The following is a 23,784-nucleotide window of genomic DNA, read 5'->3' as shown; positions in this document are numbered from 1 at the left end:
ATGTACGAAATGGTCAAGGGTGCCAACGCAGCGCTGGCGTCGCTGAGCGAGAACACCGACTCGGTGATCGTGAGTCTGCAGTGGGCGAGCCCGTCCGGGGAGGGGGACGCGGACGTGTCGGTGCTGTTGCTGGGTGAGCACGGCCGGGTCCGCAGCGACGGCGACTTCTACTTCTACAACAACCCGGTGGCCGCCGACGGAAGCGTGGAACTGCTGGGCAAGAAGCCCGCCGACGGAGGCAGTGAGGACCGTATTGTCTTCGACCTGACGGCCGTTCCGTCCGACGTCGAACGCATCGTGGTCGCCGCCAGCCGGTACGGAGAAGCACGCTTCGACGAGCTGGAAGGGCTTCAGGTCAAGCTGGCCGATGCCGCGGGCGAGGACCTGCTCCGGTTCGCGATCGACGACGCCGGTTCGTTGAGTGGCTTCATCTTCGCCGAGCTCTATCGCCGGCAGGAGGACTGGAAGTTCCGTGCGGTCGGCCAGGGCTATGCCACCGGTCTGGCCGGCCTGGCCACCGACTTCGGTGTGGACATCGACGACGACGCGCCCGCTCAGGAAAGCGGCGAGAATCTCGGCGACGGCGGCGATGTCCGGCTCGATGCGGCCGACGACGTAACGGCTGACGGCGTGATGGTCGGTGCCGGGACGGCCCCGAGCGCGCCCGACGGGCCGGGTGAGACGACGGCCCCCGCCGCCGCTGCCGAGCCGCAGGAGCAGGCACAAGCAGCACTGCCGGCCATCCCGGCGCCGCGTGAGCCCGGCACTGAGCCCGGGCCGGCGGCCAGGGCGCCGCGTCCCCGTACCGCCAAGAAGAAGGTCACGCTGCCCCGGACGGTCAAGAAGACCCTGGCGGAGAACGACTCCTGGAGCGAAGCCCGGCTCTTCCCGGTGTCGGCGGTCAAGAGTGACCGGGACCGGGAGATGCGCGCCACCTCCGTGCTGTTGTCGGTCATGTCCCAGGTTCCCGAGTTCGGACGACGCCTCACCGCCGCGTTCGGCGCACCGGCCGGCCGTATGGAGACCTTCACCGAGGTCGCGCTCCCGCACGGTGACTCACCCCGGCGGCCCGACGGTGTCATTCGAGTCGAGCGGGCGGGCAAACTGTGGACGGCTCTGGTCGAGACCAAGACCAACGGAAACGCCCTGAAGGCCGAGCAGGTCCAGGCGTACATGGACATCGCCGCCCGGCGCGGTTACGAGGCCGTCATCACCTTGTCCAACGACGTGGCACTCGAAGGCAGCCCGCTCGTTGACGTCAAGATCGACAAGCGGCGCAAGCACAAGGTCGCCTTGTGGCACCTGTCCTGGGCCGAGGTCGCCCACCAGGCCCAGATGCTCATCCGTCACGAAGGCGTCGGCAACAGCGCCCACGCCTGGCTGTTGCAGGAACTCTTGCACTACGTCCAGCACGACAACTCCGGTTGCCACGGCTTCCAGAACATGGGGGCGGCCTGGGTCCCGGTGCGCAACGGCATCGACGACGAAACGCTGTGCCAGGGAGATGCTCGCGCCCTGGAGGTCGTCGAGAGCTGGGAACGTCTCATCCGGCAGGTCTGCCTCCGGCTCGGTGGCGAACTCGGACAGAAGGTCCTCCCCGTGCGACGTGCCAAGCGAGGAGCCGACCCCGGCCTGCACCGCGCGGTCATGGCCGACCGGCTCTGTCTGGAGGGCCGCCTCCAGGCGGAACTGCGGATCGACGGCACCGCCGGGGTCCTCACGCTCAGCGCCGACCTGCGCACCGGCAAGCTGCGCACCGCCATCGACATCGCGGTACCGAGCGAGGGCTACCCGTTGACCTGGGCCAAGCGACTGGTCCGCAAGCTGGCCGACGCCCCGGCCGACCTGCACGTCGAGACGCTGGTCGACGCGGAGACCGGAGGCCCGCGGGGCACACTGGAGCGACTGCGGCCCGAACCGGGGGACCTGATCCCCAAGGGCGGCGCGCAGATCACGGGATTTCGCCTTTCCTTGCTCAAGAGCATGGGCAGCACCCGCGGCAACGCCGAGTCCGGTTTCATCCGCAGCGTCGACGAGTCCGTCCATCGATTCCACTCGACCGTGGTCACCCACCTGGAGCGCCCGGCGTCCCGCAGGAGCGAGCCGGCCCCGGCCTGACCGGTGTGACCGGTACGCGGCGACGGTGGATGCCTTCAGGGGCGTCCCCCGGGCCCGTAGTGCTGCGCCGTACCACCAACCGCGGTGTCATCGTGGTCTGCACCGCGTGCTCCCGCTGTCCCTCCACGCGTTGGATCAGCAGCCGGGCCGCGGTGCCGCCCATGTCGTGGCCGGCCTGGTCGACGCTGGTGAGCTGGACGGTGGCCAGGTCGGCCAGCGCGGTGTTGTTGTAACCGGCCAGGGAGAGGTCCTCGGGCACCCGCAGCCCGAGTTCGTGGGCGGCGCGCCAGACGCCGAGGGCGGCGACATCGGCGCCGGCCATGATGGCGGTGGGCGGGTTGTCGCCGGTCAGCAGGCTCATGCCGGCCTTGTAACCGCCGTCGTCGGAGTAGGCCGTGCGGCACACCCGGGTGTGCTCGGCCAGGCCGTGCCGGCCCATCGCCTCCGTATAGCCGGCGGTCGGCACGATCTCCGGGGTGCGCGCCCACTTGCTGGACCGGGTGCCGGGGGAGAAGACGAGGGCGATGTTGCGGTGGCCCAGCCCGACCAGGTGGTCGACGACCAGTGCGGCGCCCGCGCCGTCGGCGTCCACCACCGAGTCGTGCAGCTCCGAGACGTCGTGGTGGCCGATCACCACCGTGGGCGTGGACTGCGCCGTCGTCAGGACCTCGGCCCGCGGGGTCCCCGGCGCGATCAGGATCAGGCCGTCCATCTGCCGGTCCACCATCGACCGGGTGGTGGTGCCCCCAACTGTGTCGCTCCCCCCTGCCCCCGTCACCTTCGAGCACCGCCGCGACGGACTCGGCATCGGCCGTCCCGACCCCCGGCTCTCCTGGCGACTGCCCCCGGCTCCGGGAGCCAGCGCGCCTACGAACTCGAACTGGACCGCGAGGGCACCCGCCACCGCACCGGCCGGATCGACGGCGCCGACCACCTCCTCGTCCCCTGGCCCGGCCCGCCCCTCACCTCCCGCGAACGGGTCACCGTCCGGGTGCGCACCTGGTCCACCACCGGGGAGCCCTCCGCCTGGTCACCGCCCGCCACCGTCGAGGCGGCGCTGCTGCACCCCGACGACTGGCAGGCCCGGCCGGTCGGCGCCGCCTGGCCCGAGGAGCCGGACACCGACCGCCGGCCCGCCCGGGTCCGCCGCGCCTTCGACCCGCCCCGGCCCGTGCTCCGGGCCCGTCTGCACATCACCGCGCACGGCCTGTACGAAGCCGAGATCAACGGCCGCCGGGTCGGCGACGACACCCTCTCGCCCGGCTGGACCGTCTACGGACAGCGGCTGCGCTACTACACCTACGACGTCACCGGACACCTCACCGAGGGCGCCAACGCCATCGGCGCCTGGCTGGCCGACGGCTGGTACCGGGGTCGGATCGGCTTCGACGGCGGCCACCGCGACCTCTACGGCACCGACCAGTCCCTCATCGCGCAACTGGAGGTCACCCACGACGACGGCAGCACCACCGTCGTCGCCACCGACGCCTCCTGGCAGGCCGTCCCCGGCCCGATCCTCTTCACCGGCCTGTACGAGGGCGAGACCTTCGACGCGCGCCTGCACGACCCCGACTGGTCCACCCCGCGCTGCATTGCCACCGGCTGGACACCGGTGGCGGTGCGCGCCCGCGACCCGCGCACCCTCATCGCCCCGCTCGCCGCCCCGGTCCGGTGCACCGAGGAACTGGCGCCGGTCACCGTCACCCCGCCGGCCACCGGCTGGGTGCGGTTCGCGGCGCTGCTGTCCGGCGCCGCGAAGGTCGTCGTCGACGGCACCACCGTCTTCGCCGGTTCGCGCTACCTGTGGGACTCCTTCATCGGCCCGAACGAGTCCGCCATCGGCGGCGTGGTCGAACTCCGGGCCGGGCAGGCCGTCGACATCACCGTCGAGAACAGCACGCGGGACGCCGGCGACCGCGGCCCCAGCATGAAACTGGGCTGGCAGCCCGAGTCACTGATGCCGGCGGCCGTGGAGACCGCGCGGAAGGCCGACGCCGCCGTGGTCTTCGTGAACAACTACACCGGCGAGGCCATCGACCGGGACGACCTGTCCCTGCCCGGCGACCAGGACCAGCTCATCGAGGCGGTGGCCGCCGCCAGCCCGCGCACGATCGTCGTACTCAACACCTCCGGCCCGATGCTCATGCCCTGGCTGGACCGGGTACGGGGCGTCCTCCAGGCCTGGTACCAGGGCGCCGCCACCGGCACCGGCATCGCGAACGTGCTGTACGGCGACGCCGACCCCGGCGGCCGCCTGCCGGTCACCTTCCCCGCCCACGAGAAGCAGGGACCCACCCGCTACACGGGCGGCAAGAGCGACGGCGACGGCGGCACCGTCGTGTACGACGAAGGCGTGTTCGTCGGCTACCGCTGGTACGACAAGCACGGCGAGCGGCCGCTGTTCCCGTTCGGGCACGGCCTGTCCTACACCACGTTCGCCCGCACCGGCGCGCGGGTCCGCAGCCTCCGCACCGACACCGACGCGGCCGAGGTGAGCGTCGAGGTGCGCAACACCGGCCGGCGCACCGGCTCGGACGTCGTCCAGGTCTACGTCGGCCACCTGCCGGCCCGGATCGCGACACCGGCCAGGAAGCTGGCCGGCTTCACCAAGGTGACGCTGAGACCGGGGGAGCGGCGGACCGTGACCGTCACGGTGTCCCGGCGCACGGTCTCCTACTGGGACGAGGACCGCGGCCGCTGGGTCACCCCGACCGGCAAGGTGCCGCTCTACGTGGGCGGCTCGGTCGCCGAGGCGGAGTACGCGGGCGTGCTCACGCTGAGGTGACCGGTCCCGCTTCCCCCGGCGCCGCCGCGAAGGACCGGATGCGACAATGAGCGCCGGGGGCCGCAACCGGCAGCAGTGGACCGCAGGTGAGACATGGAGACCAGGCTCGTGCCCGTCCAGGGCCCGGCGCAGCCGAGGGCGTGGTGTCGTGGATGAGGTCGCGCTCACGGCCGCCGGCCTCTACGCCATCGTGCTGCTGCGGGCCGGCGGGACCTACGCCGTGGGGCGGCTCGCCGGTGCCGGTGCCCGGCGCAGCGGGTTCGCCGGACGCTACTCCTCGGACCGGTTCCGGCGCGTCGAACGGGCCATCCAGCGCTGGGGCGCGCCGGGGGTGGCCGTCTCCTTCCTGACCGTCGGGTTCCAGACCGCGGCCAACTTCGTGGCCGGGAGCGCGCGGATGCCCCTGCCGCGCTATCTGCCCGCGCTGTTCGTGGGCGGCGCGGCCTGGGCGCTCATCTACGCGACCGCCGGGCTCGGCGCCCTCGAACTGCTGGGGCGGCTGTTCGCCGAGCGGACCGCGTTCGGGGTGGCCGCCGTCGCCGTCGTCCTGCTCGCGGGGTGCGGGGCGGTGGCCTACCGGCGGCGGAAGGGCTCGCCGGGACTGCGGGACACGGTGGCCGAGGAAGGCTGACGGCGCCCCGTTCCGCCGTGGCGGCCGTCATCCCGTCACCCCCGCCCGGGCCAGGCACCGGGCCAGGTCCGAGCGAGAGCGGACGCCGAGCTCGGTAGACGCGGGTCAGGTGCGACTCGATCGTCTGGCAGGACAGGAACAGGAACAGGAACAGGAACAGGGACGCGGCGGCCTCCCCGTTGTTGAGGCCCTCACCGATCGTCCGGGCCACCCGAAGCTCCTGCGCAGTGAGGCGGGTGAGCGGCAGCGGCGCGTCGCCGCGGACGGCGCGGTGACCGGCCGCGGCGGCCCCGCCCCGGGCCCGCAGCGCCCACGGCGCCGCCCCCAGCGCGGTGAACGTCCGCTCGGCGAGCAGCAGCGGTTCCCGGGCCGCCGCCGGCCGCCGGCAGCGGCGCCGCACCTCACCCGCGGCGAGCAGGGTCCGGGCCCGCACGTGGACCAGTTCCGCACCGGTGTGGACGCCCTCCGCCACGGCCGGCCAGTCCCCGGCCTCCTCGGCGGACCGGGCCGGCAGCAGCCGGCAGCGGGAGTGCGCCGCGGCCGGCCAGGCCGGCCCGGTCGCCCGCGCCCGCGCCCGCAGCCAGTCCGCGACATCGGCCGCCCCCTCCCGGTCCCCGCTCCGCGGCCACGCCTCCGCGAGGTCCGCCACCCAGGGCATGAGGACGGGGCCGACCAGGCCCGACTCGCGCGCCAGGGCGAACGCCGGGTCCAACTGCGCACGTGCCGTGTCCGGGTCGCCGGCGGCGAGGGCGCAGGTGCCGAGCGCGCCCCGCGCGAGTGGCGCCAGGCCGCGCAGCCGGCCGCCGCACCCGTGCTCCTGCCGGGCCATCCGCTCCCGGCAGTCCGTGCCGTCGCCGCGCAGGCCGGTCGGCCGCGCGAGGTGCGGCAGCGGGTACCCGGCCAGCGTCAGGTGCCCGGACTCCCGCGCCCGGCGCAGCGCCTCGGCCGCGTCCGCCCAGGGCCGCCGGCCAGCGCGACCGCAGCTCCGCCTCGCACCGCGCCAGCAGGGCGTACGGCAGCAGGGCCGGGGAGCCGTCCCGGCGCAGGCCCTCGACCAGCGGGTCCAGCACACCGCGGGCGCGGGCCCCGTCGCCGGCCCAGGCCAGGCCCTGCGCGAGCTCCGTCGCCGGCTGCCGGCCGGCGTGCTGATCCCCCCGGTCGACGACCAGCAGCGGGACCTGCCGCGCAAGGCCGACAGCACGCCGCTGATCGGCGACAGCCGCGACGACGAGAATCTCGTGGTGGCCCAGTTGCACGTGGCGTTCCTGCGCTTCCACAACGCCGCCGTCGACTGGGTGCGCGACCACGAGCCCGAGCGGGAGACGGACGCCGAGGTCTTCCAGCGGGCCAGGTCCCTCACCCGCTGGACGTACCAGTGGCGGTGCGTCCACGACTACCTGCGCACCGTCGCCCGCCCGGACGTCGTCGACCAGGCGGACACCGCCGAGGGGAACCTGCTCGACCTGCGCCGCCGCGGCACCTGCGTGCCGGTCGAGTTCTCGGTGGCCGCCTTCCGCTTCGGCCACAGCATGGTGCGCGGCGCCTACGACTGGAACCGCAACTTCGGCCGCCCCGGCGACGGCATCGCGCCGGTCGCCACGCTGAACCAGCTCTTCCAGTTCACCGGCCGGGGCGGCTTCGCCGGCCACCTGACCGCACTGCCCGGCAACTGGCCGGTGGAGTGGGACCGGATGACCGACCGGAACAGCCAGTTCGCCAACCGGTTCGCGCGGCTCATCGACACCAGGCTCGCGCCGCCGCTCGCCGACCTGGCCCTGGAGGGCACCGATCCCGGCCTGCCGGACCGGATCAGGGCGCTGCTGACGCCCTGGCGGCCGACGGCTCGGCGAGGTCGGCAGCCGCATCGTCGCCGAGACCCTCGTCGGACAGCTCCGCGCCGACAGCGGTTCGTACGTCAACCAGATGAGCTGGAGCCCCGCCCAGGGCGTCCGGCTGCCCAGCCGCCGACCGGGTCCGCACCATCGCGGACTTCCTGCGGTTCGCCGGCGTCCGCTGACCCCGCCCGGCGCCCAGCGGTGTCCCGCCACCGCCCGGATCACCGACGGCAGCGGCCGCGCGGCCCGGCCGCGGTGGTCAGGAGCGGGGGCCGGGCACGCTCCCCGGCCCCGGCCCCGACTCCGATCCCCGGCCCGGCCCCCGCCGCCGTACCCGCCCCGCCCCTCGCCGCAGCAGCGGCCAGGCCAGCAGCAGCACGATCACCGCGTACACCGTCACCGCGAACGGCGTGTTCACCAGCCCCGTCACGCTGCCGTCGCTGATCTGGAGCGCGCGCCGCAACTGCTGCTCGGCGGCCGGGCCGAGGATCACGCCGATGACGGCGGGCAGCACCGGCAGTCCGTAGCGCCGCATGCCGAAGCCGACCAGGCCGATGATCAGCAGGATCACCAGGTCGACGACCTCGCCGCCGACCGCGTAGGCGCCCACCGCGGCGAAGAACAGGATGCCCGCGTACAGGTACGGCCGCGGGACGCGCAGCAGCCGGGCCCACAGCGGGGCCAGCGGCAGGTTCAGCGCGAGCAGCAGCACCATGCCGACGAAGAGGGACGCGATCAGGCCCCACACCAGGTCGGGTTCGCGTTCGAAGAGCAGCGGGCCGGGCTGGATGCCGTACTGCTGGAACGCGGCCAGCATCACCGCCGCCACCGCCGTCGTCGGCAGCCCCAGCGTCAGCATCGACACCAGTGTGCCCGCCGCCGACGCGGACGCCGCCGACTCCGGACCGGCCACGCCCTCGATGGCACCCTTGCCCCACTCGTCCCGGTGTCTCGACAGCCGCTTCTCGGTGACGTACGACAGGAACGTCGGGATCTCCGCGCCGCCCGCCGGGATCGCGCCGAACGGGAAGCCGATGAGCGGGCCGCGCAGCCACGCCTTCCAGGTACGGCGCAGATCCGCCCGGCCGAGCCAGGGACGGCCCACCGGGATCGGCTCGGCGGCCCCGCGCCGCAGATGGGCCGCCACCCACAGCGCCTCGCCGATCGCGAACAGACCGACCGCGACGATCACCACGTCGATGCCGTCGGCCAGTTGCAGGAAACCGAAGGTCAGCCGCTGCTGGCCGGTCATCTGGTCCAGACCCACCAGCCCGATCGTCAGGCCGATCAGCAGCGACGCCAGGCCGCGCACCCGGGAGGAACCCAGCACGGACGTCACCGCGATGAACGCCAGCACCATGATGGCGAAGTAGTCCGGCGCGCCGATGTCCACCGCCAGGTCGGCGACCGTCGGCGCCAGTGCCACCAGCAGCACCGTGCCGATCATGCCGCCGGCGAAGTGCCCCACGGCGGCCGCCGCCAGCGCCTGCGCGCCGCGCCCCGCCTTGGCCATCGGGTTGCCCTCCATCGCCGCGACCACGGCCGCGCTCTCGCCGGGGGTGTTGAGCAGGATGGAGGTGGTGGAGCCGCCGAACATGGCACCGTAGTAGATGCCCGCGAACATGATGAACGCGGCCACCGGGTCCAGGCCGTACGTCACCGGCAGCAGCAGCGCGACCGCCATCGCCGGGCCGATGCCGGGCAGTACGCCGATCGCCGTGCCGAGCAGCACCCCGAGGGCCGCCCAGAGCAGGTTGAGCGGGGAGAGGGCGGTACCGAAGCCGTCCAGCAGGGAGTCGAGGGCGTTCATGTCACAGCACTCCCGTCAGCGGGCCGCCGGGCAACGGCACCCCGAGCAACTGGTCGAAGACGGCGTACGTGACGACCGACAGCACCGCGGCGATCAGCGGATCGCGGTCCAGGCGCCGGCTGCCCAGCGCGAACGCGGCGCCCCAGAACAGCAGCGCGCCGGCGACCGGGAAGCCGAGGGGCTCGAGGAGGACGGCGAAGCCCAGGAACACCCCGGCGAGCAGCAGCACCGTACGCCAGTCGGCGGGTTCGGACAGGTCGACGTCCTCGCCGCCCTCGGCCTCGCCCCGGCCGCCGCGCAGCACGTCCACCGCGAGCAGCGCGGCGATCAGCAGCAGCCCGGAACCGACCACGAGCGGCACGGTCCGGGGGCCGACCGGACCGCGCTGGGTGATCTCGACGTCCATGGTCAGCGCGTCGGCCAGGACCAGCGCCCCGAGCGCCAGCAGCAGCACACAGACACCGAGTTCGGAATGGTCGCGCAGCCAGGCGCGGCGTCCGGCCCGCTCGGTGGTTCCCGTCGTCACAGTCCCAGCTCCTTCAGCACCGACACCACGCGCCGGTCTTGCGCCCGGAGGAAGTCACCGAACTCCGCACCGGTCAGGAAGGCGTCGTCCCACCCGTTGGTCTCCATCGACTTCCGCCACTGCGGCGAGTCGTGCAACTCCTCGATCAGCGCGGTCAGTTTGGTCCGCTCGGCGTCCGACAGACCGGGCGGGGCGACGATGCCGCGCCAGTTGGTGAACTCCACGTCGTACCCGGCCTCCTTCAGCGTGGGCGCGGCCAGGCCCGCGACCCGCTCCGGCCCGGTGACCGCCAGCAGCCGCAGCTCACCCGCCCTGATCTGGTCGAGGTACTCGCCGACCCCCGAGACACCGAACGCCACCTTGGCACCGAGGATCGAGGCGAGCAGCTCGCCACCGCCGTCGAACGGGACGTAGTTGACCGCCTTCGGGGCGATCCCGGCGGCCCGCGCCATCAGCATCGGCGCGAGGTGGTCCGGGCCGCCCGGCGACGAACCGCCGCCCACCGGCAGCTTGCCCGGATCCCGCCGCCAGGCGGTGACCAGCTCCTCGATCGTCCGGTACGGGGAGTCCTTGGCGACCACCACGACGTTCTGCTCCTCGGTGAGGCGGGCGATCGGCGTGGTGTCGGCGAGGGTGCGGGGCGCGTCGTTGGAGCGGACGGCGCCGACCACACCCAGCCCCATCGACATCGCCAGCCTGCCGTTGCCGTGCTCGCCCACCAGCCGGCTCAGGCCCACCGTGCCGCCGGCGCCGGGCAGGTTGAACACCTCGATGCCGTGCGTCAGCCCGGCGTCCTCGGCGTCCTTCGCGGCCGTCCGGGCCGTGATGTCGTAGCCGCCGCCCGGGGTGTTGGGGACCATGAGGCGCAGGCCCGGGATCCGGGTACCGGTCGCGTCGCCGCCGCCGGTGTCCAGCAGCGGCGGTGCCACGAGCACCAGCACGGCGGCCCCGAACAGGGCGAGGGGGGTGCGCAGGCGCACGAGTGCCACCACCTGTCGTCGCGTCGATGTGGCCCACATGGTGCAGCGACGCCGGCGGCCTGTCGTCGTTGCGTCGGCAACGGAGGTTGTGGTCTTTGCGGTCATCGGCACCCGCGCCCCCCTGGCGCCGGCCCGGCCGGTCTGCGAACGTCACGGCGGTGAGATCTCGGCCCGAGGACCGTCAGCCACCTCGCCGACGCGGTGGCGGAAGGAGCGACATGACGACCGGAACCAGGTGGACGAAGCCGATCGACACCCTCGTGGTCGACGACGACTTCATGGTGGCCCGGATCCACCGTGCCTTCGTCGAACGCGTCACCCCCTTCCGGGTCGTCGGCGCCGCCGCCACCGGCGAACAGGCCGTCGCCGCCGTCGACCGGCTCCGCCCCGACCTGGTCCTGCTCGACCTGTACCTGCCCGACGTGTTCGGCCTCGATCTGCTGCCCCGGCTGCGGGCCGCCGGCCACGACTGCGACGTCATGGTCGTCAGCGCGGCCCGCGAGACGGACACGGTGCGCGCCGCCGTACGGCAGGGCGTCGTCGACTACCTCCTCAAACCCTTCGAGTTCGAGGATCTGCGACTGCGCCTGGAACGGTACGCCGTGCAGCGCGGCCGGCTGCTGGAGACGGTGGTCCGCGGCCAGGCCGACGTGGACCGGGTGCTGGCGGGCGCCGCCGGCCCCGCGCCGGTCCCGGCACTGCCCAAGGGCATGAGCGTGGAGACCGCCGAGCTGATCGAACGCACCCTGCGGGACGCCGACGGCACGCTGTCCGCCAGCGAGTGCGCCGCCCGCACCGGCGTCTCGCGGGTCAGCGCCCGGCGCTACCTGGAGTACTTCCACACTGTCGGCAGCGCCGAGGTCTCCCTGCGTTACGGCGTGGCCGGCCGCCCCGAACGCCGCTACCGCCACCGCGACGGCACGGCGGGCCCAAGCGATCTGCCGTCCACGGGAGAGGCGCCCGCGTGACGTGCCGCCGGGGGCCGCGGTCGCCTCGCGTGCGGGCCCCGCGAACCACCGGGCTTCCCCGTCAGGAGCGCGGCCGGGGCGCGTTCTCCAGGGCCCGGCCCAGGCCCTCCGCGTCGGTGCCCAGTTTGCGGTAGACCGAGGAGAGCACCTGCCGCACACCCTGCGCGGTGAGCCGCAGTTCCTTGGCGATCACGTCCGGCGGATCCGCGCGGACGGTCAGCTCGGCGGCCCGGCGCTCCCGCGCGGTCAGCGTGTCGCTCTGCGCGTACCGCAGCGGCAGCGGCCGCAGCCCGGCCGCGGACAGCTCCGCCCTGGCCCGGCCGGCCAACCCCTCCGCACCGCAGTGCACCGCGCGTTCCAGCCCCTGGTAGAGCCGGTCGGCGGCCTCCTGCACCCGGCCGTTGCGGGACAGCAGCGCGCCGTGGTCGATCAGCGCGCGGGCCAGCTCGTAGGCCGCGGGCGACGCCTCCAGCCGCTCCACGGCCGCGCCGTACAGGTCCAGCGCCGCCGGCCCGCCGGTCACCTCCGCCTCGGTGCGCAGGGCCTGCCCGATCACCGACGCGGCGCCGAAGTCCCGGGCCCGTCCGACCGCGTCCCGGGCCAGCGCCACCGCCCGGCCGGGTTCGGTACGGGCCACCGCCCGGGCCAGGTGCAGCTGCCAGGGGCACCACGCGGGGTTGCGCCAGGCCCGTCCGTCCAGCCACTCGCCGACCTCGGTCAGGACGCGGACCGCCGCCCGGTGCCGGCCCTCGGCCAGCAGCAACTCGGCGTGCACCGTGCGGGGATCGGGATAGATGACGGCGTTCGGCACGACCTCGCCGTAGCGGTACCTGTCGGCGAGCCGGCGGGCCTCGGTGACGCGGCCCCGGGCCAGCAGGGTCTGGATGAGGATGCCGACGGCGAACCACTGCGCGGGCACCGCCCCGGCCACCCGGTCGGCGATCCCGAGACCCGCCCGCACCAGGTCCTCCGCCTCGGCCAGCGAGCCGCGCCGGTAGCGGATGTAGCCGAAGAGAGCCTGGCCCAGGGCGAGATGGGACCCGCGCCAGCCCTTGCGCTCGCACTCGGCGAGGCCCTGGGTGAACAGCTCCTCCGCCCGGCCCGGCTGATCGGCGTACATGAACACCAGGGCGACGGAGACCGGCACCTCGAAACCCTGGTGCTCGCTGGTCCAGCTCAGCCCGCCGGGCAGCGCCTCCTCGGCGAAGGCCAGCGCGGTGCGCCGCGGCTCGCCGCGCAGTACGGCGTCCCAGGCGCGCAGCCCGAGGATGTACCGCTCCTCCAGCCGGCGGCCGGGCAACTGCTCCGCCAGCCGGGCCAGCCTGCGGGAGCGCGCCGCGGAGTCCGGTTCGTCGGCGCGGAAGGCACTCCACACGAAGTGGTCGGCCTGCATCCGCAGCCGGACCCGGGCGTTGCCGGCCCGCCGGGCCTCCTGCCCGGCCACCGCGGCGGCTTCCGCGACATGGTCGGTGTGGGCGAGCGCCTGGGCCAGCCGGAAGACGATCGAGGCGCGCAGCCCCGGGTCGACGGCGGGTTCCGTCAGCGCGTCCCGGAGGTGGCTGACGGTGGCCGCGGGGTCGATGAGGAAGGTGGCGCAGGCCAGTTCGTGCAGCAGGGCGGCCCGCTCCTCGGTGGGCGGCGGCTCCTGGAGCGCCCGGACCAGGACCCGCCGGGCGGCCTCCGGCGCGCCGGCCCGCAGATACTCCCGGGCGGCCTCGCGCAGACAGGCGACGGCCGCGGGCTTGCCCTCGCAGGGCACCTCCAGCAGATGCCGGGCGGCGGCGGTGGGGCCGAGCCCGGCGGCGCGCACGGCCTCGGCGGCGGTGTTGTGCATCCCGACCCGCAGCCCCGGCGGGACGTCCCGGTGGACCGCCGTGGCGATCAGCGGATGGACGAACTCCAGGCCCCCGCCGGCCCCCGTGCCGGTGGCCAGGATGCGGGCGGCGCGCAGCCGCTCGGTGGCCGCGGCGCCCTCCTCGGCGCCCACCACCGCCAAGGTGGCGGCCAGTTCCGGCGGCGCCGGTGCACCCAGTACGGCCACCGCCCAGGCGAACCGGACGGTGGGACCGCCGAGCCGGTGCAGCCGGTCCAGCAGCCCCGGCCCCTTCACGGCCGAGGCGAGGCCGCGCATCGTCGCCAGATCGGCCCGGACGCCGGTCAGTCCGGCCTCGTCGAGCCGGACGGCCAGTTCGACCGTCTCGAAGGGGCTGCCGCCGGTGAGCGTCCAGCACTCGGCGCAGAACGCGTCCTCGGCCGACTCGCCCACCCTGTCCCGCACGATCCGGGCCACGGCGGCCTCGGTGAGCGGGGCCAGGCTGTGCGGACGCTCCCCGTGCCGCTCCGTCAGCGCCCGGAACGCGTCCGCCTCGGGCGGCAGTTCGTCGGGGCGGTAGGCGGTGACGATCAGCAGCGGGAGGTCCTCGGCACGGGGCGCGAAGGAGGCGAGCCAGCCGAGCGACTCAAGGTCCGCCCAGTGCGCGTCGTCCAGCAGCATCACGACCGGTGCCTTGCGCACCGTGAGCTGGGTCATCACCCAGTCCAGGCCGTCGCGCACGCCCAGCGGGTCGGGGGCCCGCGCGGTGCCGGTCGCCTCCAGACCGAGCGCGGCCGCCACGATGTCGTACCAACTGCCCAAAAACGCCCGGCGCTCGTGGTCGTCCAGCACCGCCAGGGACGGCTGGAGCAGTTGGCGCAGCACGCGGAACGCCAGCTCCTGCTCGTTCTCGCCGCCGCGGCCGGACAGCACCGTGCAGCCGCGGGCGACCGCCTCGGCCCGGGCCCGGGCCAGCAGGGTGGTCTTGCCCATTCCGGCCGGCCCGGTGAACGCGACCACGCCGCCGCGTCGGCCGCGGGGCAGGTCGCCGCCGATGTCGCAGAGCCGGGCCAAGGCCTCGTCCAGTGCGCGCAGTTCCTGCCGTCGTTCCAGTAACGAACGGTGCCTGGTGCCCGGTTGACGCAGTCCAGTCGCCATGTGCCGTACTGCTTCCTGTCGACGGCCGTCGGAGGACAGCGCCGAGCGTACGCCCGGACTGCCTCAACTGCCCGGATTCTGAGACAGGTTCGACGAGAATGGGTGAATCGGGCAGTGCCGGTGTATGGGGCGGTCCCCGGATGGGTAACGTGGCCCGTTTCGCCATCAGCCGTACGGCGCACCGCCGCCGCCGACGTACCCACCGGGGTCCCGCCCGGCGCCCGCCCCGTTCACCGGAGCCGTCAGGCTCCCACCGGCACCCCCGCCGTCTCCGCGTACCGCGGTACCACCCGCGACCAGTGGTAGCAGCCGCGTATCCACCCCGCCATGCCGTCGACGTAGCCGGCGCCGGCCGGGCTCAGCTCGGGGGCGATCGTGTGGCGCAGGCGCTGGAATTCCTCGATCGTGCCGTTGATCCGCCGGACCGCCAGGGTGACGGCTTGGGGCAGGGAGCAGTCATGCGCCCGCCGGTAGGCGAGGGCCAGGTTGATCAGGCCGCCCGTGCGGTGTTCCTTCACCGCGGAGAACAGGTCGGGTATCCACACCGCCGCGTCGGCGGAGAGCCGGCCCAGCCGCCGCATCGCCGGGTGGTGCAGCTCCCGCTCGGTCAGTTCCGCCGGCTGCGCGGCCTCGCACAGCGGATAGAACGGCTCCACCCCGGCGATCAGCGCCCGGATCGAGGTGACCAGCGCGATCCGCGGCGGCAGCGAGTGGCTCTGCGCCACCGCCTCGTACAGCAGCCCGTGCACGTACTCGCGGCTGTGCCAGGCCCAGCGGGCCGCCTGGGCGGGCGTGCACCGCTCCCGGACCCGCCGGTGCAGGTCGGCCAGGGCCGCCCCGAGCTGGGTGACCGGCGGCTCGCCGTCCCGCAGGATCGCGACGCTCTCGCACACCAGCGGCAGCAGCCGGTCCGGCCCCGGGCGGCCCAGTTCCTCCGCCCGGTCGTCGAAGACGAACTGGTAGGCGATCTGATCGGCCACCAGCTGGAGCAGATCGGCGTCCATCGTCGGGCTGTTGTAGGACGCGAGCTGTGCCGGACGGGTACGGACGATCATGTCCGCCACCGCCGGGTCGGCGGTCAGCCCCCAGCGGCGCAGCCAGGTGTCGACCCCGGCCGCAGCCACCTGCTCATGGGGGTTGGCCAGGAACGGGAAGGGCATGTGGAGCGTGCTCTCGATCAGCGCCTTGAGACTGCCCGGCTTCGCACCGACCGTCGCACTCGTCGCGTTGGTCAACTGGGTCGTCATACGTCGTCACCTGCCGTCGGTAGTCCGGTGCGCGGTTGTCCGGTACGGGGGAGTCCGGCGGGTGGGAGTCCGGTCCGCGGGGCTTCGGCCCGGGGGCCGGACGCGCCGCCCGGCAGGTCCGTCCGGGGTTCGCAGACCAGGACCAGCGACCGGGGGCCCAGCGTGGCCGCCGGACGCGGCCGGCCGACCGGCCCGGACGGCGCGCGCAGCCGCCAGCGGCCGGCGATGACGGCCACGGCGGCGACGGCCTCGGCCATGGCGAAGGTGTCGCCGATGCACTTGCGGCTGCCCGCGGCGAACGGCAGCAGCGCCCCGCCCGCCCCGGCCGCAGCCGGGGCGCCCGGCAGCCACCGCTCCGGACGGAACCGGTCGGGCTCGGGGAACGACTCGTCCCGGTGGTGCAGGAGATAAGGGCTGTAGAGGACGGTCGCGCCGCGCGGCAGCCGGTGCCCGCCCAGTTCGGCCGCCCGGGTGGTGAGCCGGGTGAACAGCCAGCCCGGCGGGCGCAGCCGCAGGGTCTCGGTGACCACCGCGCGGGTGCGGACCAGCCGGGCCAGCTCCTCGGGGCCGGGGACGGAACAGCCGTCGAGGACCGTGTCCAGCTCCTCGACCAGCGGCCGCTCCGCCTCCGGGTGATCCGCCAGGAGGGCGAACACGGAGGCCAGACACATCGCGGTGCTCTCCACGCCGGTGAGCAGGAGCGTGACGAGCTGGTCGCGGACCTCCCGCTCGGTGAGGGGGGCGTCCCCCTGGCCGGCCGCCGCGCCGCCGCCCGCGCGCGTGGCCGCCAGCAGGGTGCCCAGGAGGTCGTCGCGGGGCGCGCCGCGGCGCCGCTCGGCGACCAGGGCGTCGACCAGCGCGTGCAGCCGGAGCACCGCGCTCCGGTACCGCCGGTTCCCGGGGGTGGGCACCTGGAACAGGGCGTCGCCCGGCACGACGGTCCGGACGAACAGCCCTTTGACCACCACCGCGAGACAGGAGCGCACCGCCGCGGCCCGGCCCGCGTCCAGGGAGCCGGAGAAGAGCAGCCGGCTGGTGACCCCGGTGGTCAGGGCGAGCATCGCGGCCGTCACGTCGACCCGCTGCCCGGGCCGCCAGGAGCGGCACACCGCCGCGGCCTCCGCCCCCATGAGGCCGGTGCACGCGGCCACCCGCGCGGGGCTGAACGCCGGCTGCACCATCCTGCGCCGGCGGCGGTGTGCGTCATGGGGGCAGGTCACCAGGCCGTCGCCCATCACCCCCCGCAGCCGGTCGTACAGCGGGCCGCCCTTGTCGAAGGTGCGCGGGTCCTTGAGCATCCGCTGGACCAGCTCGGGGTCGCAGACCACCCAGGCGCGGCGCGGCCCCAGCCGTATCTCCACCAAGTCGCCCCGCGCGGGCAGGGATTCGAGAAAGTCCAGCGGGCGCCGGAGCAGTGCGATAGCGTTTCCGAAGAACGGTAATATGCCCGGCGCAACACCGGTCGTCCAGACGCGTTCCGTCGCGGATACGGCCTCGCTCATGGGACACCACCTGCCTCAGCCGACGTACGGACGGGCCCGGTGACCGCTCACCGGGCCGCTGCTCGAGTCATTGTTCTGCCCAGCTCAACGGCTCGCGGTCGGCCCCTGTCCCCTCGTGCGGGGGCGCACGGAGGCACGCAGAGGCGTGTGCGCCATGCGGTGCGCGTCATTCCGCGTGCGTCACTCGGGGTGGCGCGGGCGACCGTCCGGGAGATCGAGAGCGGTGTTCACCGCCCGGGCGCGCCCGCCCGCAGTCCGTCCATGACGAAGTCCAGCAGCCGGGTGGCACGGGTCCGCCAGTTGTCGTGCGGCTCGATCTGCCACAGACCCGCGATGGCGAGGTAGAAGTCGTCCGCGGTCACACCGGGGCGGATGGTGCCGGCCCGCTCGTTGGCGCGCAGCAGGAGCTCGATCGCGGCCGTCACCGGGGACGGCTCTGGCTTGGCCAGGCCGCCCGGGGCGCTGGTGGCCTGCCGGATGGCCTCGGCCAGGCCCGCCTTGGTCAGGGCGAAGCGGGCGAGGTGGTCCAGCCACGCGCGCAGGGCCTCCTCCGGCTCCCGCTCGGCGAGCAGTTCGGCCGCGCTGTCGGCGACCTGCCCCATCTCGTGCCGGTAGATCTCCAGGACCAGCGCCTCGCGGTCGGGGAAGTTGCGGTAAAACGTGCCCTGGCCGACGCCCGCCTTCTTGGCGATGGCGCTCAGCGGGGCGTTCGCGCAGGCCGTCAGCTCGGTGAGGGCCACTTCGAGGATCCGCTCGCGGTTGCGCCGCGCGTCCGAGCGCGACGGCGCCTTGTTCCCGGACTGCTCCACTCGTCCTCCTCACGCTCACGGGCTCTGGCCGAATCCCGTCCTTGATAACCGGACAGTTGTCCGTTACGTTTTCGTAGTGAGCGGACAGCTGTCCGGTTGATCTCAGCATATCCGTGGTCGCGCCACGCGCCAGAGCCCCCGGCCTCCCGGCCGCGCGCGGCCCCCGCCGTGCCGCGCCCCGCCCGAGACGTTTTCCATCCCCCACCCCCTCTCGTACAGCGCCATTCCTTCAGTTCCCTGACGCACGAAGAAGGCTGATCATGGTTTCAGCGCCCTCGCCGACGTACAGCGCCATCACCTTGCACATCAACGGCGAGAAGCACCCCCTGACCGTCGACCACCGCACCACCCTGCTCGACGCGCTGCGCGAGCGGCTCGACCTGACCGGTACCAAGAAGGGCTGCGACCAGGGACAGTGCGGCGCCTGCACGGTCCTGATCGACGGGCGCCGGTCGGTCGCCTGCCTCCAGCTCGCGGTCGCGGCCGACGGACGCGAGATCACCACCGTCGAGGGCCTGGCCGACGGCGACCGGCTGCACCCGGTGCAGCAGGCCTTCCTCGACCTCGACGGCTACCAGTGCGGCTACTGCACACCCGGCCAGATCTGTTCGGCCGTCGCCGTCATCGAGGAGCACGCGGCCGGCTGGCCGAGCGCCGCCACCGACGACGTACGGCCCGAGGCGGGACCACCCGAGCTGACCCCCGAGGAGATCCGGGAACGCATGAGCGGCAACCTGTGCCGCTGCGCCGCCTACGTCTCCATCGTCGACGCGGTGGCCCGCGCCGCCGACGAGCGGGCGCACGACACCGAGGAGGCGGCGGCATGAGGGAGTTCGGATACCGGCGCGCCGACGACGTCCCCGGCGCGGTCGCCCTGCTCGCCGCCGACCCGGACGCCCGCTACCTCGGCGGCGGCACCAACCTGGTCGACCTGATGAAGACCGGCGTCGAACGGCCCGGCCTGCTCGTCGACGTCCGCGAACTGCCCCTGGACGGCATCGAGACGACCCCCGGCGGCGAGCTGCGCATCGGCGCGACCGTCACCAACAGCGACCTCGCCGCCCACCCCGAGGTCCGCCGCCGCTACCCGGCGCTGTCCCAGGCCGTCCTGGCCGGCGCCTCCGGCCAGCTGCGCAACATGGCCACCGTCGGCGGCAACCTGCTCCAGCGCACCCGCTGCGGCTACTTCACCGACACCGCCCGCCCGTGCAACAAGCGGGCCCCCGGCAGCGGTTGCTCCGCCCTCGACGGCGAGCACCACAACCACGCCATCCTGGGCGCCTCCGACCACTGCGTGGCCACCCACCCCTCGGACATGGGCGTGGCGCTGACCGCGTTCGACGCCGTCGTCTCCTACCAGACGGCCGACGGACCGGGGGAAATCCCCCTCGGCGACTTCTACCTGCCGGTGGGCGACACCCCGCACCGGGAGACCGCCCTGCCGCCGGGCGCGCTGATCACCGGTGTGACGCTGCCGCCCGCCCCGGTCGCCGCCCGCTCCCGCTACCGCAAGGTGCGCGAACGCGCCTCCTACGCCTTCGCCATCGGCTCGGTGGCCGCCGCCCTCGACGTCCGCGACGGCGTCGTGCGGGACGTACGGCTGGCCTTCGGCGCGGTCGCCTCCCGGCCCTGGCGGGCCCGGACGGCGGAGCGCGCGCTGACCGGCGGCCCCGCCGACGCGGCGGCGTTCGCCGCCGCCGCGGACGCCGAACTGACGGCGGCCCGGCCACTGCCCCACAACGGATACAAGGTGACCCTCATGCGCAACCTCGTGGTGGCCGTGCTGACGCAACTCGCCGAGGAGGCCGCCCGATGACCACCACCACGACCGGCCGCACCACGCCGAAGGGCGCCGTCGGCACCGCCCACACCCGCGTCGAGGGCCGCGCCAAGGTCACCGGAGCGGCCCGGTACTCCGGGGAGATCCCGTTCGCCGGTCTCGCCCACGGCTGGCTGGTGCTGTCCACCGTCGCCCGCGGCCGGATCCGCGCGGTCGAGACCGGTCCGGTGCTGGCGATGCCGGGCGTCGTCGCCGTGCTGCACCACGGCAACGCGCCGCGCGTGGAGACCGACTACGTCGGCATGCTCGGCATCCCCGACCCGACCGCCGCCGTCTTCCAGCACGACCGGGTGCCGCACGTCGGCTGGCCGGTGGCGCTCGTCGTCGCCGAAACCCCCGAACAGGCCCGGGAGGCCGCCGAGTCGCTCGTCGTGACCTACGACGAGGAGCCGCACGACGTGGCGCTCGCGGCGGACCGCCCGGACGCCTACCCGGCCGACGGGGTGATGCCCGGGGTGGCCGAGAAGGGCGACCTGGCGGCCGAACTGGCCGCGTCCGCGCACGTCGTGGACGCCGAGTACGGCACCCCCGAAGAGCACCACAGCATGATGGAGCCGCACGCGGCCACCGCCCGCTGGGACGGCGGACGGCTGGAGGTCGTCGACTCCAACCAGGGCGCCACCTGGGTGCAGGGCGAACTGGCCAAGATGTTCTCCCTCGACGAGTCCGCGGTCCGGGTCCGCTCCGAACACATCGGCGGCGGCTTCGGCAGCAAGGGCGTCCGCGTCCACCAGGTCTCCGCCGTGATGGCCGCCACCGTCCTCCAGCGACCGGTCCGCGTCGTGCTGACCCGCCGGCAGATGTTCTCCCTCACCGGCTACCGCAGCCCCACCCTCCAGCGGGTCCGGCTCGGCGCCGACGCCGACGGTCGGCTGCGCGCCCTGGAACACCGCTCGCTGAGCCAGACGTCCACCGTCCACGAGTTCGTCGAGCCGAGCGCCGGCGTGGCCCGCGTGATGTACGACGCCGCCGCCCACCGCACGGTCAACGACGTCGTACGGCTCGACGTGCCGTCCCCGACCTTCATGCGCGCGCCGGGCGAGGCGCCCGGGTCGTTCGCCCTGGAGTCGGCGCTCGACGAACTCGCCGAGCGGACCGGCTTCGACCCGATCGAACTGCGGCTGCGCAACGAGCCGGAGACCGGACCGGTCTCCGGACTGCCGTTCAGCGGCCGCAACCTGGCCGCCTGCTTCCGCGAGGGCGCCCGCCGGTTCGGCTGGGCCGACCGCGACCCGCGCCCCCGGCTGCGCCGCGAGGGACGCTGGCTGGTCGGCACCGGCACGGCCGCCGCCTCCTTCCACGCCGGCGCCCTGCCCTCCACCGCCCTGGTGACCGCGGAGGCCGACGGCACCTTCACCGTGCGGATCGCCGCCGCCGACATCGGCACCGGCGCCCGTACCGCCCTCACCCTGGTCGCCGCCGACGCGCTGGAGACGACGCCCGACCGGGTCCGGGTGCACATCGGGGACAGCGACTTCGGGCCGTCGGGGATCGCCGGCGGCTCCATGGGCACCCGCTCCTGGGCCTGGGCGGTCAACGCCGCCGCCGCCGAACTGCGCGAGCGGCTCGCCCTGGGCGCGGGCATCCCGCCCCAGGGCATCACCGTGCGGTCCGACACCACCGAGGCGCTCATGTCCCTGACGCAGAAGGAACGGCACTCGTTCGGGGCGCAGTTCGCCGAGGTCGCCGTGGACCCCGCCACCGGCGAGGTACGGGTACGCCGGATGCTCGGCATCTTCGCGGCCGGCCGCATCGTCAACCCGCTCACCGCGCGCAACCAGCTGCTCGGCGGCATGGCCTGGGGCATTTCCATGGCCCTGCACGAGGAAGCGGTCCGGGACCAGTCCTTCGGCGGCCACTACGGACCCGACCTGGCCGGCTATCACGTCGCCACCCACGCCGACGTCCCGCGGCTGGAGGCCGACTGGGTCGACGACCCCGACCCGGACGACCCGGTCGGCATCAAGGGCATCGGCGAGATCGGCGTCGTCGGGGCCGCGGCGGCCATCGCGGGCGCCGTCTGGCACGCCACCGGGGTGCGGCACCGGCACCTGCCGATCCGGCCGGACCGCGTCATCGAGGCGGGCGGACATGCTTGACATCGCCGGTGAACTGCACCGCTGGGCCGAGCAGGGCCGGGACTTCGCCGTCGCCACCGTGGTGTCCGTCGGCGGCAGCTCCCCGCGCGGCCTGGGCGCCGCCCTCGCCGTCGACGGCGAGGGCACGGTGATCGGCTCTGTCTCCGGCGGGTGCGTGGAGGGCGCGGTGTACGACCTGTGCGTGCAGGCGCTCCAGGACGGCCGGACGGTGCGCGAGCGGTTCGGCTACAGCGACGAGGACGCCTTCGCGGTCGGCCTGACCTGCGGCGGCGTCATCGACGTCCTGATCACCCCGGTCCGCGCCGACGCGCCCGACCGGCCGGTGCTGGCGGCGGCGCTGGCGGCCGCCGCAGGCCGGCGGCCGACCGCCGTCGCCCGGGTCGTCCGGGGCCCGGCGGACCTGCTGGGACACGCCCTGCTGGTACGTCCCGACGGGTCCTGGGAGGGTGGTCTCGGCCGCCACCGGGACCTGGACCGGACGGCGGCGGCCGAGGCCCGCGCCCTGCTCGACGCCGGCCGCACCGGCCTCGTCGGCCTCTCGGAGGACGGCTCGCACTGCCCCGGCGGACTCTCGCTGCTCGTCGAGTCGAGTGTGGAACCGCCCCGGATGATCGTGTTCGGCGCGGTGGACTTCGCGGCGGCGCTGGTACGGGCCGGCAAGTTCCTCGGCTACCGGGTCACGGTGTGCGACGCCCGGCCGGTCTTCGCCACGGCGGCCCGGTTCCCCGACGCCGACGAGATAGTCGTCGACTGGCCGCACCGCTATCTGCGGTCCACCGCCACGGACGCGCGGACGGTGCTGTGCGTGCTCACGCACGACGCCAAGTTCGACGTACCGCTGCTGACCGAGGCGCTGCGGATGCCGGTCGCGTTCGTCGGCGCGATGGGCTCGCGCCGCACCCACGCCGACCGTACCCGGCGGCTGCGCGAGGCCGGTCTGACCGACCGCGAACTGTCCCGGCTGCGCTCCCCGATCGGCCTCGACCTGGGTGCCCGTACCCCGGAGGAGACGGCGCTGTCCATCGCGGCGGAGATCGTCGCCGCCCGGCGCGGCGGCACCGGCGTGCCGCTCACCGGTTCGGGCGCGCCGATCCACCGGGACCGGGAGCTGTCGGGGGCGGCGGCCTGAGCGGCGGGACGGGGCGGGTCAGCGCCGGCTCGCCCCGTCCCCGATCACTCCGTGCGCCTCCAGGGGGCCCACCGCCAGGCCGGCGGCACGGCAGCCGGCGACGACGGCGGGCAGGGCGCCGAGGGTCGCGCGCCAGCTTCCCGGGGCGGACGCGTGGTCGCTGTCGTGCAGCAGGAGCGTGCCGCCGCCGCGCAGGTCCGCTGCGGCCGTGCGGTGCACCGAGGCGGGCGTGGCGTGCCGGGTCCAGTCCCGGCCCCACGCCGTCCACAGCACCGGCCGCAGCCCCGTCTGCCGGGCGGCCGCCCAGCGGCCGGAGGTGAGGATGCCGTAGGGCGGGCGGTACCAGTACGGCCACCGGCCGGTGACCTCGCACACCGCCCGCGCGGCCCGGACCAGCTCGCGGGCGTCCCGACCGGGCGAGGGCAGCCAGGGACGGTCGTGCGTCCAGCCGTGCACGGCGAGTTCGTGCCCCCGGCGGACCGTGTCGGCGGCGACCGCCGGGTGGCGGGCGACGTTCTCGCCGAGGACGAAGAA

Annotated in this window: 17 protein-coding genes and 1 pseudogene; 9 read left to right on the top strand and 9 right to left on the bottom strand. The window is 74.6% G+C overall.

Annotated features, from left to right (window positions below; all coding sequences use genetic code 11):
- Positions 1-2,118, top strand: coding sequence for a TerD family protein (locus ACTT8P_RS26880; protein WP_442834352.1), 2,118 nt, complete (start codon positions 1-3; stop codon positions 2,116-2,118).
- Here ACTT8P_RS26880 and ACTT8P_RS26875 read toward each other — a convergent pair.
- A complete protein-coding gene (locus ACTT8P_RS26875) occupies positions 2,066-2,845 on the bottom strand; it encodes a substrate-binding domain-containing protein (protein ID WP_442834336.1) in 780 nt (259 codons plus the stop codon). The genes ACTT8P_RS26880 and ACTT8P_RS26875 overlap by 53 nt on opposite strands.
- Here ACTT8P_RS26875 and ACTT8P_RS26870 point away from each other — a divergent pair.
- From ACTT8P_RS26870 to ACTT8P_RS26860, 3 genes and pseudogenes are all read left to right on the top strand, one after another.
- Positions 2,738-4,903, top strand: coding sequence for an alpha-L-rhamnosidase N-terminal domain-containing protein (locus ACTT8P_RS26870; protein ID WP_442834351.1), 2,166 nt, complete (start codon positions 2,738-2,740; stop codon positions 4,901-4,903). The two genes, ACTT8P_RS26875 and ACTT8P_RS26870, sit on opposite strands and share 108 nt — an antisense overlap.
- A gap of 148 nt (positions 4,904-5,051) precedes the next feature.
- Complete coding sequence (locus tag ACTT8P_RS26865) at positions 5,052-5,534, top strand: DedA family protein (RefSeq protein ID WP_442834335.1); 483 nt, start codon at positions 5,052-5,054, stop codon at positions 5,532-5,534.
- 656 nt (positions 5,535-6,190) lie between these two features.
- Positions 6,191-7,027, top strand: a pseudogene (locus ACTT8P_RS26860) (peroxidase family protein); the annotation flags it as partial.
- A gap of 601 nt (positions 7,028-7,628) precedes the next feature.
- On the opposite strand, the gene ACTT8P_RS26855 reads toward ACTT8P_RS26860, so the two are convergent.
- The 3 genes from ACTT8P_RS26855 to ACTT8P_RS26845 are packed head-to-tail and all read right to left on the bottom strand — an operon-like array spanning position 7,629 to position 10,685.
- A complete protein-coding gene (locus ACTT8P_RS26855) occupies positions 7,629-9,179 on the bottom strand; it encodes a tripartite tricarboxylate transporter permease (RefSeq protein WP_442834334.1) in 1,551 nt (516 codons plus the stop codon).
- A gap of 1 nt (position 9,180) precedes the next feature.
- Positions 9,181-9,705, bottom strand: coding sequence for a tripartite tricarboxylate transporter TctB family protein (locus tag ACTT8P_RS26850; RefSeq protein WP_442834333.1), 525 nt, complete (start codon positions 9,703-9,705; stop codon positions 9,181-9,183).
- A complete protein-coding gene (locus ACTT8P_RS26845) occupies positions 9,702-10,685 on the bottom strand; it encodes a Bug family tripartite tricarboxylate transporter substrate binding protein (RefSeq protein ID WP_442834332.1) in 984 nt (327 codons plus the stop codon). The genes ACTT8P_RS26850 and ACTT8P_RS26845 overlap by 4 nt, the downstream gene beginning before the upstream one ends.
- A 218-nt stretch (positions 10,686-10,903) precedes the next feature.
- Here ACTT8P_RS26845 and ACTT8P_RS26840 point away from each other — a divergent pair, with 218 nt between their 5' ends.
- Entirely contained in the window at positions 10,904-11,653 is a 750-nt protein-coding gene (locus tag ACTT8P_RS26840; RefSeq protein ID WP_442834331.1) for a response regulator, read from the top strand.
- Between the two features lie 61 nt (positions 11,654-11,714).
- Here ACTT8P_RS26840 and ACTT8P_RS26835 read toward each other — a convergent pair whose 3' ends face one another.
- From ACTT8P_RS26835 to ACTT8P_RS26820, 4 genes are all read right to left on the bottom strand, one after another.
- A complete protein-coding gene (locus tag ACTT8P_RS26835) occupies positions 11,715-14,624 on the bottom strand; it encodes an ATP-binding protein (protein WP_442834330.1) in 2,910 nt (969 codons plus the stop codon).
- 242 nt (positions 14,625-14,866) lie between these two features.
- Positions 14,867-15,871, bottom strand: coding sequence for a (-)-alpha-amorphene synthase (locus tag ACTT8P_RS26830; RefSeq protein WP_442834329.1), 1,005 nt, complete (start codon positions 15,869-15,871; stop codon positions 14,867-14,869).
- Positions 15,868-17,373 carry a cytochrome P450 gene (locus ACTT8P_RS26825; protein ID WP_442834328.1) on the bottom strand — a complete coding sequence of 502 codons (1,506 nt, stop codon included), beginning with the start codon at positions 17,371-17,373 and terminating at the stop codon, positions 15,868-15,870. Before ACTT8P_RS26825 ends, ACTT8P_RS26830 begins: the two co-directional genes overlap by 4 nt.
- Before the next feature lie 227 nt (positions 17,374-17,600).
- Positions 17,601-18,182 (bottom strand): TetR/AcrR family transcriptional regulator, encoded by a 582-nt coding sequence (locus ACTT8P_RS26820; RefSeq protein WP_442834327.1) that lies wholly within the window; start codon positions 18,180-18,182, stop codon positions 17,601-17,603.
- A 260-nt stretch (positions 18,183-18,442) separates the two neighbouring features.
- Here ACTT8P_RS26820 and ACTT8P_RS26815 point away from each other — a divergent pair, with 260 nt between their 5' ends.
- Genes ACTT8P_RS26815 through ACTT8P_RS26800 form a run of 4 tightly spaced genes read left to right on the top strand, consistent with a single transcriptional unit; the run spans position 18,443 to position 23,250 of the window.
- The gene (locus tag ACTT8P_RS26815) at positions 18,443-19,009 is read left to right on the top strand and encodes a (2Fe-2S)-binding protein (RefSeq protein WP_442834326.1); all 567 of its coding nucleotides are present in this window, start codon (positions 18,443-18,445) and stop codon (positions 19,007-19,009) included.
- Positions 19,006-19,998, top strand: coding sequence for an FAD binding domain-containing protein (locus tag ACTT8P_RS26810; protein ID WP_442834325.1), 993 nt, complete (start codon positions 19,006-19,008; stop codon positions 19,996-19,998). The genes ACTT8P_RS26815 and ACTT8P_RS26810 overlap by 4 nt, the downstream gene beginning before the upstream one ends.
- Positions 19,995-22,121, top strand: a complete 2,127-nt coding sequence (locus ACTT8P_RS26805; RefSeq protein WP_442834324.1) for a xanthine dehydrogenase family protein molybdopterin-binding subunit — start codon at positions 19,995-19,997, stop codon at positions 22,119-22,121. The genes ACTT8P_RS26810 and ACTT8P_RS26805 overlap by 4 nt, the downstream gene beginning before the upstream one ends.
- Positions 22,114-23,250: an XdhC family protein gene (locus tag ACTT8P_RS26800; protein ID WP_442834323.1), complete on the top strand. Its 1,137-nt coding sequence runs from the start codon at positions 22,114-22,116 to the stop codon at positions 23,248-23,250. Before ACTT8P_RS26805 ends, ACTT8P_RS26800 begins: the two co-directional genes overlap by 8 nt.
- A gap of 18 nt (positions 23,251-23,268) precedes the next feature.
- Here ACTT8P_RS26800 and ACTT8P_RS26795 read toward each other — a convergent pair.
- Positions 23,269-23,784: polysaccharide deacetylase family protein (locus ACTT8P_RS26795; RefSeq protein ID WP_442834322.1), on the bottom strand; the 516-nt coding region annotated here is incomplete at its 5' end.

The sequence above is a fragment of the Streptomyces sp. JW3 genome (genome assembly GCF_052216785.1).
Taxonomy (GTDB): Bacteria; Actinomycetota; Actinomycetes; order Streptomycetales; family Streptomycetaceae; genus Streptomyces.
The sequence above is the reverse complement of the archived record's forward strand: the minus strand, read 5'-3'. Positions and strand labels throughout refer to the sequence as shown.

What these genes read in the sequence shown, in the direction of transcription:
- ACTT8P_RS26810 (WP_442834325.1), top strand. Translation starts at nt 19,006, where the DNA reads ATGAGGGAGTTCGGATACCGGCGCGCCGACGACGTCCCCGGCGCGGTC.
- ACTT8P_RS26855 (WP_442834334.1), bottom strand. Translation starts at nt 9,179, where the DNA reads ATGAACGCCCTCGACTCCCTGCTGGACGGCTTCGGTACCGCCCTCTCC.
- ACTT8P_RS26805 (WP_442834324.1), top strand. Translation starts at nt 19,995, where the DNA reads ATGACCACCACCACGACCGGCCGCACCACGCCGAAGGGCGCCGTCGGC.
- ACTT8P_RS26830 (WP_442834329.1), bottom strand. Translation starts at nt 15,871, where the DNA reads ATGACGACCCAGTTGACCAACGCGACGAGTGCGACGGTCGGTGCGAAG.
- ACTT8P_RS26815 (WP_442834326.1), top strand. Translation starts at nt 18,443, where the DNA reads ATGGTTTCAGCGCCCTCGCCGACGTACAGCGCCATCACCTTGCACATC.
- ACTT8P_RS26800 (WP_442834323.1), top strand. Translation starts at nt 22,114, where the DNA reads ATGCTTGACATCGCCGGTGAACTGCACCGCTGGGCCGAGCAGGGCCGG.
- ACTT8P_RS26875 (WP_442834336.1), bottom strand. Translation starts at nt 2,845, where the DNA reads ATGGTGGACCGGCAGATGGACGGCCTGATCCTGATCGCGCCGGGGACC.
- ACTT8P_RS26825 (WP_442834328.1), bottom strand. Translation starts at nt 17,373, where the DNA reads ATGAGCGAGGCCGTATCCGCGACGGAACGCGTCTGGACGACCGGTGTT.
- ACTT8P_RS26880 (WP_442834352.1), top strand. Translation starts at nt 1, where the DNA reads ATGTACGAAATGGTCAAGGGTGCCAACGCAGCGCTGGCGTCGCTGAGC.
- ACTT8P_RS26840 (WP_442834331.1), top strand. Translation starts at nt 10,904, where the DNA reads ATGACGACCGGAACCAGGTGGACGAAGCCGATCGACACCCTCGTGGTC.
- ACTT8P_RS26835 (WP_442834330.1), bottom strand. Translation starts at nt 14,624, where the DNA reads ATGGCGACTGGACTGCGTCAACCGGGCACCAGGCACCGTTCGTTACTG.